The 16,597-nt window shown below is 58.9% G+C and carries 13 protein-coding genes; 5 read left to right on the forward strand and 8 right to left on the reverse strand.

Annotation, left to right across the window (positions count from 1 at the left end; translation table 11 throughout):
* Positions 1-10: 10 nt before the first annotated feature.
* A complete protein-coding gene (locus tag ACR0EV_RS15535; protein WP_480800911.1) occupies positions 11-766 on the forward strand; it encodes a DeoR/GlpR family DNA-binding transcription regulator in 756 nt (251 codons plus the stop codon).
* A gap of 82 nt (positions 767-848) precedes the next feature.
* Here ACR0EV_RS15535 and ACR0EV_RS15540 read toward each other — a convergent pair whose 3' ends face one another.
* The 7 genes from ACR0EV_RS15540 to xdhA all read right to left on the reverse strand — a co-directional run bounded on the left by ACR0EV_RS15540 (position 849) and on the right by xdhA (position 10,226).
* Complete coding sequence (locus tag ACR0EV_RS15540; protein WP_171184156.1) at positions 849-1,922, reverse strand: BMP family ABC transporter substrate-binding protein; 1,074 nt, start codon at positions 1,920-1,922, stop codon at positions 849-851.
* Between the two features lie 31 nt (positions 1,923-1,953).
* The gene (locus ACR0EV_RS15545) at positions 1,954-2,874 is read right to left on the reverse strand and encodes an ABC transporter permease (RefSeq protein WP_480800912.1); all 921 of its coding nucleotides are present in this window, start codon (positions 2,872-2,874) and stop codon (positions 1,954-1,956) included.
* Positions 2,874-3,956: an ABC transporter permease gene (locus tag ACR0EV_RS15550; RefSeq protein WP_171093912.1), complete on the reverse strand. Its 1,083-nt coding sequence runs from the start codon at positions 3,954-3,956 to the stop codon at positions 2,874-2,876. The genes ACR0EV_RS15545 and ACR0EV_RS15550 overlap by 1 nt, the downstream gene beginning before the upstream one ends.
* 63 nt (positions 3,957-4,019) lie before the next feature.
* A complete protein-coding gene (locus ACR0EV_RS15555; RefSeq protein WP_480800913.1) occupies positions 4,020-5,537 on the reverse strand; it encodes an ABC transporter ATP-binding protein in 1,518 nt (505 codons plus the stop codon).
* The gene (gene xdhC, locus ACR0EV_RS15560) at positions 5,534-6,469 is read right to left on the reverse strand and encodes a xanthine dehydrogenase accessory protein XdhC (protein WP_480800914.1); all 936 of its coding nucleotides are present in this window, start codon (positions 6,467-6,469) and stop codon (positions 5,534-5,536) included. The genes ACR0EV_RS15555 and xdhC overlap by 4 nt, the downstream gene beginning before the upstream one ends.
* Positions 6,469-8,871: a xanthine dehydrogenase molybdopterin binding subunit gene (gene xdhB, locus ACR0EV_RS15565; RefSeq protein ID WP_480800915.1), complete on the reverse strand. Its 2,403-nt coding sequence runs from the start codon at positions 8,869-8,871 to the stop codon at positions 6,469-6,471. The genes xdhC and xdhB overlap by 1 nt, the downstream gene beginning before the upstream one ends.
* Complete coding sequence (gene xdhA / locus ACR0EV_RS15570; RefSeq protein ID WP_480800916.1) at positions 8,868-10,226, reverse strand: xanthine dehydrogenase small subunit; 1,359 nt, start codon at positions 10,224-10,226, stop codon at positions 8,868-8,870. The genes xdhB and xdhA overlap by 4 nt, the downstream gene beginning before the upstream one ends.
* Before the next feature lie 343 nt (positions 10,227-10,569).
* Here xdhA and dnaE point away from each other — a divergent pair, with 343 nt between their 5' ends.
* The 3 genes from dnaE to ACR0EV_RS15585 all read left to right on the forward strand — a co-directional run bounded on the left by dnaE (position 10,570) and on the right by ACR0EV_RS15585 (position 14,784).
* Positions 10,570-14,097: a DNA polymerase III subunit alpha gene (gene dnaE, locus ACR0EV_RS15575; protein WP_480800917.1), complete on the forward strand. Its 3,528-nt coding sequence runs from the start codon at positions 10,570-10,572 to the stop codon at positions 14,095-14,097.
* An 85-nt stretch (positions 14,098-14,182) separates the two neighbouring features.
* Entirely contained in the window at positions 14,183-14,410 is a 228-nt protein-coding gene (locus ACR0EV_RS15580; protein WP_480800918.1) for a YMGG-like glycine zipper-containing protein, read from the forward strand.
* 5 nt (positions 14,411-14,415) lie between these two features.
* On the forward strand, positions 14,416-14,784 hold the full coding sequence (locus ACR0EV_RS15585) for a hypothetical protein (protein WP_480800919.1): 369 nt from the start codon (positions 14,416-14,418) through the stop codon (positions 14,782-14,784).
* Between the two features lie 3 nt (positions 14,785-14,787).
* Here the strand turns inward: ACR0EV_RS15585 and ACR0EV_RS15590 are convergent, their stop codons facing one another.
* The gene (locus ACR0EV_RS15590; RefSeq protein WP_480800976.1) at positions 14,788-14,982 is read right to left on the reverse strand and encodes a SlyX family protein; all 195 of its coding nucleotides are present in this window, start codon (positions 14,980-14,982) and stop codon (positions 14,788-14,790) included.
* Positions 14,983-15,108: 126 nt separating this feature from the next.
* Between ACR0EV_RS15590 and hisS the strand changes: the two genes are divergently transcribed.
* A complete protein-coding gene (hisS, locus tag ACR0EV_RS15595; protein ID WP_480800920.1) occupies positions 15,109-16,596 on the forward strand; it encodes a histidine--tRNA ligase in 1,488 nt (495 codons plus the stop codon).
* Position 16,597 lies beyond the last annotated feature (1 nt).

Raw genomic sequence — 16,597 nt, forward strand, 5'->3', positions numbered from 1 at the left:
GGGCGGGGTCTTGGACTTGAACGACAGGCAAAGGACGATCCTGGATCTGGTCCGTCAGTCGGGTCTGCAATCGATTACGGACTTGTCCCGGCAATTTGACGTGGCCACACAGACCATTCGACGCGACATTAATGCGCTGTGCGACGAGGGTCTCGCGCGTCGGGTACATGGTGGGGTGGTAGCCCCAAGTAATCCGGTCAATCTGAACTTCAGGTCGCGTCGCGTGATGAATGAAAGTGCCAAACGCGCTATCGGACAGGCGGCAGCCCAATTGATCCCGCATGGGGCAACGGTGATGCTGGGCATCGGAACCACCGTGCAATACGTGGCCGAGGCCTTGCTGGAGCATTCCGATCTGACTGTCGTCACTAATAACCTTGAGGTCGCGACCATCCTTTGCGGTTCGGTCACGGCCGAGGTCCATTTCACTGCAGGTGTCCTGCGGCCTGAAGATCGCGATGTGGTTGGAGGGCAAACACTGCTGGATTACCAAAGGTTCCGCGCAGATTTTGGTGTGATCGGGGCAGGTGGTTTGTCACCGGACCATGGGCTGCTGGACTACAAGGCCATTGACGCAGATGTCAGTCGCATGATCCTGCAGCAATCCCGTCAAGCGCTGTTGGTGGCTGACGCGGGCAAATGGAACAGATCGCCGAAATTTCAGGTCGCGGGTTTCGACAGGATCGACACCATGGTGACAAATGAAGCACCACCTTGCGAAATTGATGGCCTCAGCCTGCATCACGTTGCAGAGCAAAACCTCTGAATTTCCAGGCGCGGTTCTTCGAGGCAAACAAAAAAGGCCCGCAGAAAACCTGCGGACCTTTACATGGTACTTTCCGAGCAGCTTACTGCGGGATTTCGCCTTCCAGACCTTCGACATAGAAGTTCATGCCGGCCAGTGTGCCATCATCAGCAACTTCACCTTCAGCCAACCAGTCGCTGCCGTCCTGCTTTTTCAGCGGACCGGTAAAGGGGTGGTACTCGCCCGCCGCCATGGCGGCTTTCAGTGCCAGCGCCTCTTCCTTCACATCAGCCGGTACGGCGTCCGAAATCTCGCCAATAGCAACCATGCCTTCGCGGATGCCATCCCAAGTGTTGGCGCTTTCCCAAGTGCCATCCATGACGGCCTGGGTCCGGGCAATGTAGTAGGGCGCCCAGTCATCGATGATCGAAGACACGCGCGGGAAAGGGGCGTATTCGCTCATGTCAGACGCCTGACCAAAGGTGACAACATTGCCCGCTTCCTGAGCCGCAGCCTGAGGCGCGGTTGAGTCGGTGTGCTGCAGGATCACGTCGGCGCCCTGTTCGATCAGAACGGTGGCGGCGTCAGCTTCTTTCGCAGGATCGAACCAGGTGTAGGCCCATACGATCTTGAACTCGACGTCCGGGTTCACCTTCTTGGCGTGGATATAGGCCGAGTTGATGCCACGGATCACTTCGGGGATCGGGTACGAACCAATATAGCCGATGATGTTCGACTTGGTCATGTTACCCGCGATGTGGCCCTGAACAGCGCGGCCTTCGTAGAAACGTGCTGAATAGACCGATACATTGTCAGCGGTCTTATAGCCGGTCGCGTGCTCGAACTTCACATCCGGGAATTTCTTGGCCACGTTGATCGTGGGGTCCATGTAGCCGAACGAGGTGGTAAAGATCAGGTCAGCGCCCTCCAGCGCCATCTGGGTCATCACACGCTCAGCATCGGGACCTTCTGGAACCGACTCAACAAAGACGGTTTCAACCTTATCGCCAAAGTGGTCCTCGACAGCCAGACGGCCCTTGTTGTGCTCATAGGTCCAGCCACCGTCACCCACGGGGCCGACATAGACGAAGCCGACCTTGGTTTTGTCTTCGGCCATGGCCCCCGAGGCCAGGCCCAGTGCCATGGCGGCACTTGCCAGAAGTGTAGTGAATTTCATGTGTTACTCCCCAAGTTGGTTCAGTTGGCCCCTAGTGCGAGGCATGGAAGGTCCGGCCCAGTGAGGCAGGTGCGCTGCTCTTGTCGGCCGAAAGGATCACAAGCACAAGGATCGTGATGATGTAAGGCGACATTGCCAGATACTCGACAGGAATGGCAACGCCCGCTGCCTGCAAATTAAGCTGCAACACGGTGATGCCGCCGAACAAATAGGCACCCAGCAAGGCGCGCCATGGTTTCCAGCTGGCAAACACCACAAGCGCCAGTGCGATCCAGCCCACACCTGCTGTCATGCCTTCGGTCCACTGCGGCACGCGGATCAGGCTGATATAGGCACCGCCCAAACCCGCACAGGCCCCGCCGAACAGGATCGCCATGATGCGGATCTTGATGACCTTGTAGCCCAGCGCGTGTGCGGCATCGTGGTTTTCGCCAACCGCGCGCAGGATCAGACCGACGCGGGTGTATTTCAGCGTCGCCCAGACCGCGGCAGTCAAAGCGATGCCGAGATAAAGGATAGGGTCATGCTGGAACAGGATCGGACCGATAACGGGAATGTCGCTGATTACCGGGATGTGGATATCGCCCATGCTGGGCGGTTTGACGCCCACATAGCTTTGCCCCATCAGCGCGCTGAATCCCAGACCGAACAGGGTCAATGCCAAGCCGCTTGCGACCTGATTGGCCAAGGCCACCTGTGTCAGCAAAACAAACAGCAGTGACAGAACCGCACCGCCAATCGCCGCCGCGACAAAGCCTAGCCAGGGCGATCCGGTCTCGACAGAGATCGCAAAGCCGCTGATCGCACCCACGATCATCATGCCTTCGACGCCAAGGTTCAGAACACCTGCTTTTTCAACGACCAGTTCGCCAATCGCGGCCAGCAGCAGGGGGGTTGCAGCCACCATCAGCGAGGCGACCAGAAGGACGGGATTGATTTCACCAAGGTCCATTAAGCTACCTCGCTACGCGCCGCACGGATGCGGTAGTTGGTCAGAAGATCGAAAGCCAAAAGGAAGAACAAAAGCATCCCCTGGAACACCTGGATGGCAGCGGCGGGCAGACCCAGCTGAGACTGCGCGATTTCGCCGCCAATATAGGTCAACGCCATCAGGCCACCGGCCAGCAGGATGCCCACCGGATGCAGGCGTCCCAGAAAGGCCACGATGATCGCGGTGAAGCCATAGCCAACGTTGAAATCAATGCTGACCACGCCTGAAGGCCCTGAGACTTCGAACATCCCGGCCAGCCCGGCCAGTGCCCCGGACAGACCCAGGCAGAACAAGATCAGCCGCGCCGGATTCACACCCGCGAATTTTGCCGCACGAGGTGCTTCACCTGTCAGACGGATGTGAAAACCCAGCATATGCCGGTTCAGAAGAACATAGGCAAAGATCACGGCAATCAGTGCAGTGACGACGCCCCAATGCATGCCCGACCCGGCGATCAGTTCGGCATTATGCGCGCTGTCATATTGCTGCAGGTTGCGCGATCCGGGAAAGCCGAACCCTTCGGGGTTCTTCAGTAGACCCAGCGAGACTGAGGCCAGCATCTGCTCGGCCACATAGACCAGCATCAGCGACACCAGGATTTCGTTGGTGCCAAAGCGCACTTTCAGAAAGGCCGGGATCATTGCCCAGAGCCAGCCGCCGAACGCGCCCGCGATCACCATGATCGGGAAGATGTAAAACGCGTCCAAAGGATAAAAGGCTAGACCTGCACCAGCGCCAAAGATGGCACCCATGATGTATTGCCCTTCGGCGCCGATGTTCCAGATACCAGCCCGAAAGCCCAACGACAGACCGATGGCAATCAAAACCAATGGTGCACCTTTGACCAACAATTGTGGGCGATAATAGAAGGCAAACTCGCCAAACAGCGGTTCCCAGAAAATAGTGCCAATGGCTTCGATCGGGTTCTTGCCCAGAATGGCAAACAGCACCCCTCCAAACACCATTGTCGCCAGCACCGCAACCAGAGGGGTCGCATAGGACCACGCCTTGGACGGCTGTGGCCGTTTCTCCAACACAATCACCTGCTCATCCCCCTGCGTTCTTCTTCTTTTTTTAAACACTCTCGCCGAAGGCGACGCCACGGTTCACACATGCGCCACCTCCATGCCATGGGCACCGCCCATCATCAGGCCGATCTCGTCCACAGTCAGACCTGTGGTCGGGCGCGGCGCGCTCAGCCGTCCTTCATTCAACGCCGCAAAGCTGTCCGAGATTTCCATCAACTCATCCAGATCCTGGCTGATGCAGACCACGGCAGTCCCTTTGGCGGCAAGATCCAGAATGGCCTGCCGGATAGATGCCGCAGCAGCAGCATCCACGCCCCAGGTGGGCTGGTTTACAACCAGAACATCGGGGTCTTGCAACACTTCACGACCGATTACGAATTTCTGCAGGTTCCCGCCAGACAAAGACCGGGCGGCATTCTCAGGACCCGGCGTGCGGACGTCAAAAGCGCTGATGATCTTTTCGGCAAAACCTTTGGTCTCGGTCCATTTCAGGAAACCGTTGCTTTCCAGCCCTTCCCTCACCGATCCGGTCAGCAAGGCGTTTTCCGTCAGGCTCATATCCGGGGCTGCTGCGTGACCCAGCCGCTCTTCAGGGGCCGTGAGTACACCTAATTTGCGCCGCGCGGTGGGGCCGAGTTTTCCAATTCTTTGACCGTTGAACTTGATCGCATCCGCGGCGGTCAGGATTTCACCGGACAACACGCCCAGCAATTCATCCTGCCCATTCCCGGCAACGCCACCGATGCCCAAAACCTCACCCTTGCGGACAGTCATGTGGATGTTCTTCAACGCCGTACCGAATTCCGAGGGCGACGGGACGGACAGTCCACTGACATCCAGCGCAACTTCACCAAACTCACGCCCCGACCGTTCGGGCGTTTGCAGGGTTGATCCCACCATCATCTCGGCCATGTCCCGCGCGGATGTCTCGGCGGGCACGCATTCGCCCACATTCTTGCCCAGCCGCAGGATCGTCGCGTGATCACACAGCGTGCGGATTTCCTCCAGCTTGTGCGAGATGTACAGGATCGACGTCCCTTCGGATCGCAGCTTGTTCAGCGTTTCAAACAGGATATCGACCTCTTGCGGGGTCAGCACGCTCGTCGGTTCATCCATGATTAGCAGTTTGGGGTCCTGCAACAGGCAACGGATGATCTCGACCCGCTGCCGCTCACCTGCCGACAGATCGCCAACCGTGCGGTATGGGTCCAGCGGCAGGCCGTATGTTTCTGACACTTCGCGGATACGCGAGGAAAGATCGCCCATCGGTGGCGGGTTCTCCATCCCCAACGCGATGTTTTCGGCCACGTTCAAAGCGTCGAACAACGAGAAATGCTGGAACACCATCGCAATCCCGTCCGCCCGCGCGGCGCGCGGCTCGGGGGGCGCAAAGGGCTGACCGCGCAGCAGCATCGTGCCGCTGTCGGGCTTCACCAGCCCGTAGATCATCTTGACCAGCGTGGATTTACCCGCGCCGTTTTCGCCCAGTAGGGCGTGAACTTCGCCCTCGCCGATGTCAAAAGACACCTGATCATTGGCCACGACGCCGGGATAGGCTTTGGTCAGCCCTTGCAGGCTCAGAAGTGGAGTGGTCACGCGCTCAGGTCCTTCTTCAACTCGTTCTGCCGGGCCGGGCGCAACAGCTGCGCGGCAACGCCGACGGCGATCATCTGCGGGTGTTTGCCCAAGGTCGGATCACCAATCGGACATGTGATCCGGCTGATCCGCTCGGGCGAGTGCCCAAGGGCCGCCAGCCGCGACCGGAATCGCGCCCATTTCGTAGCCGAGCCGATCAGCCCCGCAAAGCCGAAATCATGCAAAAGCAGCCTGTTGCACAGCTCCAGGTCCAAATTGTGTGAATATGTCAGCACAAGGTGCTCGGCATCTGTCGGTGCGTGTCGAACTAACTCGACCGGCATTGCCGTGGGAACCACGGTTACATCCTTGGGAGTTGTGTTCGGAAATCGATCCGGGCCAGTGTCGACCCAGGTGATTGCAATGTCGGGAAGTGGTGAAAGAACATCCACCAAAGCCCTTCCGACATGACCTGCACCCCAGATCCAAAGCTTTCGGGTTGGTTTGTGAACAGGCTCGATCATCCAGCCGTCAACCATCTGGGGTTCAGGCGGAATGCCCTGACCACGCGCGGTTGCCAGCAATCGTTTGACAGATAGCGGCATCTCTTCGCCAGATGTGGCACGCGCGATGAGAGTTTCGTCCAGCGTTTCCAGCGCCGCGCGGTCATAGACCTCGCTGAGCAGCGAAACCGCACCACCGCAACACTGCCCCATCTCAGGCCCGAGCGCGTGATGGGTCAGGCGCAAAGCCTGTGTTTGTGTCCGCGCCGCTTCGGCAGCCTGATATTCCAGTGTACCGCCGCCTATGGTGCCGCTTTGACCGCCCTCCCAGACGAGCATGGCAGCGCCAACTTCGCGCGGGGACGATCCTTTGATCCCGGCAATAACCACCCGAACCACGTGCCCGTGGGTTTCGACCGCCTCCCTCAAAGCCTCAAGGTCAAATCCCATCAGATGCCTCCCTTCATCCTTTGGACACCGCGCCATACTTCCTCAGCCGTGGCAGGTGCGTTGAGCGCGGGGTAGGTATCGCCACAGGCCGCGACGGCGTTGGACAAGGCCAGCCAGGCAGAGATACCCAGCATGAAGGGCGGCTCGCCAACCGCTTTCGAGCGATAGATCGTGTCCTCGCGGTTCGCACCATCCCAAAGCGCGACGTTGAAAATGTCAGGCCGGTCAGAGCAGGCAGGGATCTTGTAGGTCGAGGGCGCATGTGTGCGCAGGTTGCCCTTGCCATCCCAGACCAGTTCTTCGGTCGTCAGCCAGCCTGCGCCTTGCACGTAACCGCCTTCGACCTGTCCGATATCCAGTGCGGGGTTCAACGATGCGCCCGCGTCATGCAGGATGTCCGTGCGTAGAATCCGGTTTTCACCGGTCAGAGTATCGACGGCAACTTCGGTGACCGAAGCGCCGTAGGCGAAGTAAAAGAACGGACGGCCGCGTCCAGCGATCCGGTCCCATTCGATCTTGGGCGTTTTATAGAACCCGGTTGCCGACAAGCTGATCCGGCCCTGATAGGCCAGCGCTGCAGCTTCGGCGAATGTGTACTTCTCTTCCCCAACCAAAACGTGGCCGTCCGAGAAAGCGACAGTAGAAGGATCAGCCTGATGCCGTTCCGCCAGATAATCGGCCATCCGGTCGCGGATCGTATCACAAGCGGCTTTCACCGCCATGCCGTTCAGATCGCTGCCCGAGGACGCCGCCGTGGCAGAGGTGTTGGGCACTTTGGCGGTGTCGGTGGCGGTGATCTTCACCATCTCAAGCGGGATGCCAAAGCGAGATGCAGCGACCTGCGCGACCTTCTGGAATAGGCCCTGACCCATTTCGGTGCCACCGTGGTTCAGATGGACCGAGCCGTCTTGGTACACATGCACCAGCGCACCCGCCTGATTGAGGTGGGTCAGGGTGAAGGAGATCCCGAACTTGACCGGAGAGAAGGCGATGCCTTTCTTGATCACGCTGTTTTTGGCATTCCATTTCTGGATCGCCGCCTTGCGCGCAGCGTAATCGCTTGATTTCAGCAGTGCATCGGTCATTCCGTGCAGTTCGAAATCACTGACCTCCATGCCGTAGGGCGTCGTGTTGCCACCAGCAGGAAGGGGTCGCACCGGCGCGTTTCCGGTTTCAACCGCGCCCCGGCTGGTCAAGTCCTCATGCGGGTCGGGGTGGCCTAGCGGTTTTTCGGCTGGTTCCGTCTCGGCCACAGCATGCGCCGGTTCATAGTAGTTCCGGCGGCGCAGCTCGACCGGGTCCAGCCCCAGTTCATACGCGGCGTGGTCCATGACACGCTCGATCCCGACCATGCCCTGCGGGCCTCCGAAACCGCGATAGGCGGTGGCGGATTGGGTGTTGGTTTTCAACCGGTGGCTTTCGATCCGCGCATTGGGCAGCAGATAAGCATTGTCCGAATGCAGCATCGCCCGGTCGGCCACGGGCAGGGACAAGTCCTGCGCCCAGCCGCAGATGGCGTAATGGTAGAACGAGACGCCCTGAATATGGCCATGTTTATCGAACCCGGCTTTGTAGGAAATGCGGAACGCGTGGCGCTTGCCGGTGATGATCATGTCATCGTCGCGATCATAGCGCATCTTGCAGGCCTTGCCGGTTGCCCGCGCCGCCACCGCACAGGCGACAGCCAGTGCATTGCCCTGACTTTCCTTGCCGCCGAACCCTCCGCCCATACGGCGGGTTTCGACACGGACGGCGTGCATCGGGACGCCCAAGGCATCTGCCACCTTGTGCTGAATTTCAGTCGGGTGCTGGGTCGAGCTGTGTACCAGAATATCCGCGCCTTCATTTGGCACAGCCAAAGCGGCCTGACCTTCCAGATAAAAGTGTTCCTGCCCGCCCAGTTCGAACGTGCTTTCAATCACATGTGTCGCGCCTGCGATGGCTGCATCCGCATCGCCCTTGGCGTAAATACGCGGGCCATCTTCGAACCGGCTGTCTGCGGCAAGCGCTTCTTCGACCGTCAGGATTGGGGTTTCTTCGGCATAGTCGATCTTGCCCAGACGCGCGGCCTTGCGCGCGGCCAGATGGCTGGTGGCGACGACCAGAAATACGGGCTGGCCGATATAGTGAACCGTGCCGTCCGACAGCAATGGTTCATCATGGATCGAGGGCGAGACGTCATTGGCGAAAGGCAGATCCTCGGCCGTCATCACCATCACGACACCTTCGGCGGCCTTCACATCTGAAAGATCCATCGCGGTAATCTTACCCTTGGCAATCGGGCTGATACCAAATGCCAGATGCAGCGTGCCTTTTGGTGTCGGGATGTCGTCCACATAACGCGCCGAGCCGGACACGTGCAGCGGTGCCGCGTCGTGGGGGAGGGGTTTGGTCACGCTCATGCTGAAACCTCCAACACGTTGGTGATTTCACCTTGGTCTTCGAGGAAATAGCGCTCCAGCATCGCTTTGGCCGTTTCCAGACGATAGATGGCCGAGGCGCGCATGTCCGTGAGTGGTGAATAGTCTTCGGCAAAGGTGGGCAGCGCGGCCTGAACGATCTCGCGTGTCCAGGGTTTGCCGATCAGTGCGGCCTCGACATGGGTTGCGCGTTTCGGAATACCTGCCATTCCGCCAAACGCAATCCGTGCTTGGGTAACCGTGCCGTCCAAAACGGTGATATTGAAGCACCCGCACACGGCCGAAATATCCTGATCGAACCGTTTGCTGAGCTTGTAGACCTTCAACCTGTCGGGCTGACGCGGGAAGCTGACGGCTTCGACGAACTCGCCAGGGGCACGATCCTGCTTGCCATAGTCAATAAAGAACTCTTCCAACGGGATCGACCGTTTTTCGTCGCCTTTGCGCAGGTGCAATGTAGCTCCCAGCGCGATCAGTGCTGGTGGGTTGTCGCCGATGGGAGAGCCATTCGCGATGTTGCCGCCCACGGTCGCTGCGTGGCGGACCTGAACGCTGGCGTAACGGCGGATCATCTCGGCATAGGACGGATGCGGATCGGCCAGCGCGGCCCCCATGCGGTTCATGTCGACCATTGCGCCGAAACGGATTTCGGTGTCTGTGATTGTGATTTCCTTCAGATCTTCGCAGCGGTTGAGGAAGATCACGGGAGACAGATCGCGCAGTTGCTTTGTAACCCAAAGACCAACATCGGTTGCCCCGGCGATGAGCGTCGCATCAGGGTATTCGGCGTACAAAGCCGCCAGTTCATCCGATGAGGTCGGCACCATTCGCGTATTGGCTACGGCAACAGGCATGTCTTGGACCCAAACGGGAACAGGATTTTTTTCTGCGGCTTCGGCTGCTCGGACAATCGGCGCATAACCGGTGCAACGGCACAAGTTGCCAGCCAGCTGCGTGTCGTGATCTGTTGCGCCATTCGCATGACTGGCAACCATCGACATGACAAACCCCGGGGTGCAGAACCCGCATTGAGATCCATGCAAGTCCACCATCGCTTGCTGTACCGGATGGGTTTCGCCGTTCGGGCCGCTGGCGCCTTCCACAGTACGCACAGCCTTGCCGTGCAATTGGGGCAGAAACAGGATGCAGGAGTTCAGAGCCTTGTGGCCGCTTTCATCCGTGACCATGACGGTGCAGGCCCCGCAATCGCCTTCGTTGCAGCCTTCTTTGGTGCCGGTCAGGCCGCGATCTTCGCGCAGCCAATCCAGCAGGGTCGCCGTAGGATTGACATCCGTCAGCTCCACTGTCTCTCCGTTCAGAAGAAACGTGATATTCATTCGAGAAACCCGTCGCGTTACCCTGTTGCGCCCTCTGGGCCCTCCTTCGATGCGACGTAGAAAGAGCGGCGGGCGAAGTGCTTGCCGTAAGATGTTAGAAACAGCGCGGCTTATCTGGCAAGAAAAACTGCCTATATGATGTACCATTAGGAACGCGCGGCATGTAATTCTTGCTTTCGTGTAGAAGGCAGGCGTTTGTAAATAAAGCGCTTTTTGAATGCGCCGCCCGTTCAATCCCGAAGCACCTTCTGAAAAAGCCGAATAATCAACGCCGATTTTTTGTGCATTCCAAAGCGGCGGTTCGCGCTTTTGCAACGCGACAGGCTGGGGTAGCTTAACCCGCATGAGCAGTAATCCTCGATTCATTCACCTCCGCGTTCACACCGAATATTCACTGTTGGAAGGCGCTGTGCGGCTGAAAAAGCTGCCCGCTTTGTGCGAGAAGATGGAGATGCCCGCCGTTGCCGTGACGGACACCAATTCGATGTTCTCGGCACTGGAGTTCTCAGTCTCGGCCAGCGGGGCCGGCATACAACCAATCATGGGTTGCCAGGTCGATCTGACCTTCGTGCAGGCACAGCCCGGCGAAAAGCCCAAAGCGCCTGCGCCGCTGGTTTTGCTGGCGCAATCCGAGGTGGGTTATGAAAACCTGATGAAGCTGAGTTCCTGCCTTTACGTGGACAAGGGCGGGCAGTTGCCGCAGGTCACGCTGGATGAGTTGGCCGAGCGGTCGGACGGTTTGATTTGCTTGACCGGCGGTCCAGACGGACCGGTTGGGATGCTGCTGCAACAGGGTCAACGTCCCGCGGCTGAGGCGCTGGTGGATCGGCTGGCTGGTATGTTCCCGGATCGCCTCTACATTGAGCTTCAGCGCCATCCGGGGGAGGACGGCCAGCCAGAAGCGGAACGCCTGACAGAACGTGGCCACGTCGAGATGGCCTATGCCAAAAACCTGCCGCTGGTCGCCACCAACGACGTCTATTTCCCGACTTCCGACATGTATGAGGCGCACGATGCGCTGATCTGCATCGCCGAAGGGGCCTACGTAGACCAGCAAGATGGCCGCCGCCGCCTGACCGCGCAGCATTATTTCAAGTCGCAGCAGGAGATGGTGACGCTTTTTGCCGACTTGCCGGAGGCCATCGAGAACACGGTCGAGATTGCCAAACGCTGCGCCTTTATGGCCTATCGCCGCGATCCGATCCTGCCGAAGTTTGCCGATGACGAAGTGGCCGAACTGCGCCGCATCGCGAATGAAGGACTTCAGAAGCGACTGGCCGTGATCCCCCACGCTGTGACGCCCCAGGAGTATCAGGAACGGTTGGATTTCGAACTGGGCATCATCGAAGGGATGGGGTTCCCCGGTTACTTCCTGATCGTTGCCGACTTTATCCAATGGGCCAAGGATCACGACATCCCGGTGGGTCCGGGGCGGGGCTCGGGCGCGGGGTCGCTGGTGGCTTATGCGCTGACGATCACCGACCTTGATCCGTTACGTTATTCGTTGCTGTTTGAACGCTTCCTCAACCCCGAGCGGGTTTCTATGCCCGACTTCGATATCGACTTCTGCATGGACCGCCGCGAAGAGGTGATCCGCTATGTGCAGCAGAAATACGGGCGCGACAAGGTGGGGCAGATTATCACCTTCGGTGCTTTGCTGTCCAAGGCTGCTGTGCGCGATATCGGGCGCGTATTGCAAATGCCTTACGGTCAGGTGGATCGCCTGTCCAAGATGATACCGGTTGAAGGCGTGAAGCCGGTTTCCATCGAGAAAGCCTTGAAGGACGAACCTCGTCTGCGTGAAGAGGCGCGCAATGAAGAGGTGGTGGATCGCCTTCTGACCTACGGCCAACAGGTCGAAGGCTTGCTGCGAAACGCTTCGACCCACGCTGCAGGGGTGGTGATCGGGGACCGGCCGTTGGACGCGCTGGTGCCTTTGTATCAGGATCCACGCTCGGACATGCCCGCGACCCAGTTCAACATGAAATGGGTTGAACAGGCAGGGTTGGTGAAGTTCGACTTTCTAGGCCTGAAAACCCTGACGGTGATTCAGAACGCGATGGATCTGATCTTCAAATCCGGTCGCGATCTGCACATAGGTCCTGATGGTACAGAGCTCTATGAACCTGCCGAAGGTGCGGTGAATCAAATCAACGCTATCCCGCTGGATGATGAGGCGACGTATAAGCTCTATTCCGCGGCGAAGACAGTAGCGGTGTTCCAGGTGGAATCCTCGGGCATGATGGATGCGCTCAAGCGGATGAAACCGGACTGTATCGAAGATATCATCGCCCTCGTCGCGCTGTACCGTCCCGGCCCGATGGAGAACATCCCTAAGTTCTGCGAGGTCAAGAACAAGCTCAGCGAACGGGACACGCTGCACCCGTCCATCGACCACATTCTGGACGAAACTCAGGGCATCATCGTGTACCAGGAACAGGTGATGCAGATCGCGCAGGAAATGGCGGGATATAGCCTCGGTGGCGCGGACCTGCTACGCCGCGCGATGGGTAAGAAAATCCAGGAGGCGATGGACGCTGAGCGGCCCAAATTCCTCAAGGGTGCTGCCGAGAATGACGTGGACGAGGCCAAGGCAACTGAGGTCTGGAACCTGCTGGACAAGTTTGCCAACTACGGCTTCAACAAGTCCCACGCGGCGGCTTATGCGGTGGTCAGTTATCAGACTGGCTGGCTGAAAGCGAACCACCCGGTCGAATTCATGGCAGGTGTCATGAACTGCGATATCCACCTGACCGACAAGTTGGCCATTTACTTCGAAGAGGTCCGCAAAGGGCTGGAACTGCCCTATGTGCCGCCTTGTGTAAACCGCTCTTTGGCGACGTTCGACGTTGTGAATGGCGAACTGATCTATGCGCTGGGCGCCTTGAAAAACGTCGGTGTCGAGGCGATGAACCTTGTGGTCGAAGGGCGTCGCGCCGGAGGCGCGCAGGATGAAAAAAGCGAAAAACCCTTCGTCAACCTTTTTGACTTTGCCCGTCGAGTGGATCTGAAGAAAGTCGGAAAACGCCCGTTGGAAATGCTGGCGCGCGCTGGGGCCTTTGACGAACTCGATAAGAACCGTCGGCGTGTGTTCGAAAGCCTTGATCGTCTGGTGCAGTATTCGGCGGCGATTCACGAGCAGAAGAACTCGAACCAGGTGTCTCTGTTTGGTGAGGCAGGTGACGACCTGCCTGAACCACGCTTGTCATTGTCACCAGATTGGTTGCCGGCCGAGCGTCTGAGTGAGGAATTCAAGGCCATCGGCTTTTACCTCTCAGGGCACCCGTTGGACGATTACATGCCCGCGCTTAAACGCAAACAGGTGCTAACGCTGGATGAAGTTACGGAAAAGGCGCGCTCGGGCCCGTTGATCGCCAAGATGGCCGGTGTTGTAGCCGGACGGCAGGAACGGAAATCGGCCAAGGGCAACCGCTTTGCTTTTGCGCAGCTCTCGGATCCAACAGGCGCTTACGAGGTCACACTGTTTTCGGACACTTTGGAGAAATGCCGCGAGTTTTTGGAAACTGGTGCGCAGGTGGTGCTGACTGCCGAGGCGACGATGGAAGCGGACCAGCTCAAGCTGCTGGGTCGGTCGGTTGGACCAGCGGATTCATTGGTGGCCGAAGCCGGTGCCACCGGGCTGCGTATTTTCGTTGATGAGGCACAGGCGGTAGCAACCGTCGCCAAAGTGCTGGAAGACGCCGCGACTGCTGCCAAAGGCGCAGCGCGGGGTCCGATCCAATTGCTGCTGTTGGACCCAAGCCTGCCGGGTGACGTTGAAATGGATCTTGGGCGCGAGTTCCCGATAAACCCTCAGATCAAGGGTGCAATTAAATCGCTGGAAGGTGTGATGAGCGTCGAAGAGATCTGACACCGCTTTGTTGCCAGATAGTTAGCGCCTCGTTAGGCTGATCTGACAGAAATGTCTTTAGGTCATGCCATGGGAGGGCATTGATATGACGTTCGCAGGTCTCACGTTCAGAACAATTGTATTTGGTGCGGCAGCATCGCTGGCTTTGGTGTCCGCTTCGGCGGGTCTGGCGGATGACAAAGACGACAAGAAGAAAAAGCAGACGATCGAGGGTGCCCTGATCGGTGCTGGAGTGGGCGCTTTGATCGGCGACGGCAAAGGGGCGGCCATCGGCGGTGTGGCCGGTGCAATTATCGGACATAATTGGAAGTGATTGCCATGCGTATGACCCTAACCAAGATTTTTGTTATAGGGATTTGCGTGTCTCTATCCGGAGCTGCGCTGGCTGATGAGGCAGCGGAGCAGATGGTGCAGGACGCATTGCCCGTAATGCACTACACCTGCGCCTCGATTGCGGAAGAGGCGGATGGCGACGAAGCTTTTGTTGTGTCCGTTGTTGAGAAGATGACGGCCTTGTCGCTCTACAACCGGCAAATCAACATCGAAGACCACGCGACGACTGATGAGGAAAAAGCCCAGCTGCGCGAAGCGTTCATTGCTGCTTTGTCCGAGGGGTGTGCGGCTGACAAGAACGCCCTTTTGGGCGGTGTCGTCGACAATGCGGTGAAATCAACGCTGGGGCTGTAGTCCTCAGTAATGTGGCGGGCGTTCGTCACCAAAGACAACGCCGCCCGACCCTTCCTGCGCGCGTTCTGCCTCGCGCTGCAACAGCATTTCGACCCGGCGCGTCAGGCGGTCGATCTCACCTTGCTGACGGGTGACGACCGCGTTCAGTTCTTCGACCGTACGAGTCAGATGGGCGAACTGTTCTTCCAGATGCTGCATGGGGTACTCCTTGATGTGCCGGTCATAGCGACCCTGTGCCGCCATGGCCAGCGAAAGCGCGCCTTGCCCCGATGCGGGCCATGGGATAGACCGCGCGCGGAACATGACCCGTGAAGGACGCCCCCGATGGCCAAGCCCAAGAAACAGCCCCGCCCCAAGGCCGTAACGCCAAAAGGGTTTCGTGACTATTTCGGCGAGGAAGTCACGCAGCGCACCGAGATGCTGCGGACGATTGCGGCTGTCTATCATCGTTACGGGTTTGACGCCTTGGAAAGCAGCGCCGTTGAAACTGTCGAGGCGCTGGGCAAGTTCCTGCCCGATGTGGATCGCCCAAACGAAGGCGTCTTTGCCTGGCAGGAATTCGACGAAGGCGGCAACGGCGATTGGATGGCCCTGCGCTACGACCTGACCGCTCCGTTGGCCCGCGTCTACGCACAACACCGCAACGACCTGCCGACGCCTTACCGTCGGTATGCGATGGGTCCGGTCTGGCGTAACGAAAAGCCGGGGCCGGGGCGGTACCGTCAGTTCTATCAATGTGATGCGGATACGGTGGGCACGGCCTCGATGGCTGCGGATGCCGAGATTTGCGCGATGTTGTCGGATACGCTGGAAACCGTCGGCATTCCGCGCGGAGACTATCTGGTGCGCGTCAACAACCGCAAGGTTCTGAACGGTGTGCTCGAGGCGATGGGCCTGGGCGAGGACGTCGCCGCGCGCGACAACGTTCTGCGCACCATCGACAAGTTCGACAAAGTGGGCGAGGTCGGTGTGCGCGAGCTGCTGACCAAGGGTCGTCTGGACGCCTCGGGTGCGTTTATCGACGGCGTGGGTCTCAGCGACGATCAGGCCGAGCCCGTGATTGCGTTTTTGACCTCAAAGGCCACAGATACCGCCGGAACGCTGGCCAACCTGCGCGCGGCCGTGGGCGACAGCAAGATCGGCGCGGATGGCATCGCCGAGTTGGAACAAATTGGCGCGCTGCTGGATGCAGGTGGCTATGGTTCGGACCGGATCGAGATTGACCCTTCGGTTGTGCGTGGTCTCGGTTACTACACCGGCCCGGTCTATGAAGCTGAACTGACCTTTGAGATTTTCGACGAGAAAGGCCGCAAACGGCAATTCGGGTCGGTCTCTGGCGGTGGTCGCTATGACGATCTGGTCAAACGCTTTACCGGGCAGGAAGTGCCTGCGACCGGTATCTCGATCGGCGTTGACCGTCTGCTGGCCGCGTTGCGCGAAAAGGGCCGGATCGCTGCCCAAGCAACAGGTCCGGTGGTTGTTACCGTGATGGACCGCGACCGGATGGCCGACTATCAGGCGATGGTGGCCGAGCTGCGTAATGCGGGTATTCGGGCTGAAGTCTACTTGGGCAATCCTAAGAACTTCGGCAATCAGCTGAAGTACGCGGACAAGCGGAACTCGCCCATCGCGGTGATCGAAGGCGGTGACGAAAAGGCCAACGGGATCGTGCAAATCAAGGACCTGATCCTGGGCGCGAAGATTGCCGAAAGCGCGACTCTGGAAGAATGGAAAGAACGCCCCAGCCAGTTCGAAGTGCCACGTGGCGATCTGGTCGCCAAGGTGCGCGAAATTCTGGACAGTCAGGACTGAG

It is taken from the genome of Ruegeria sp. CF8, assembly GCF_056537285.1.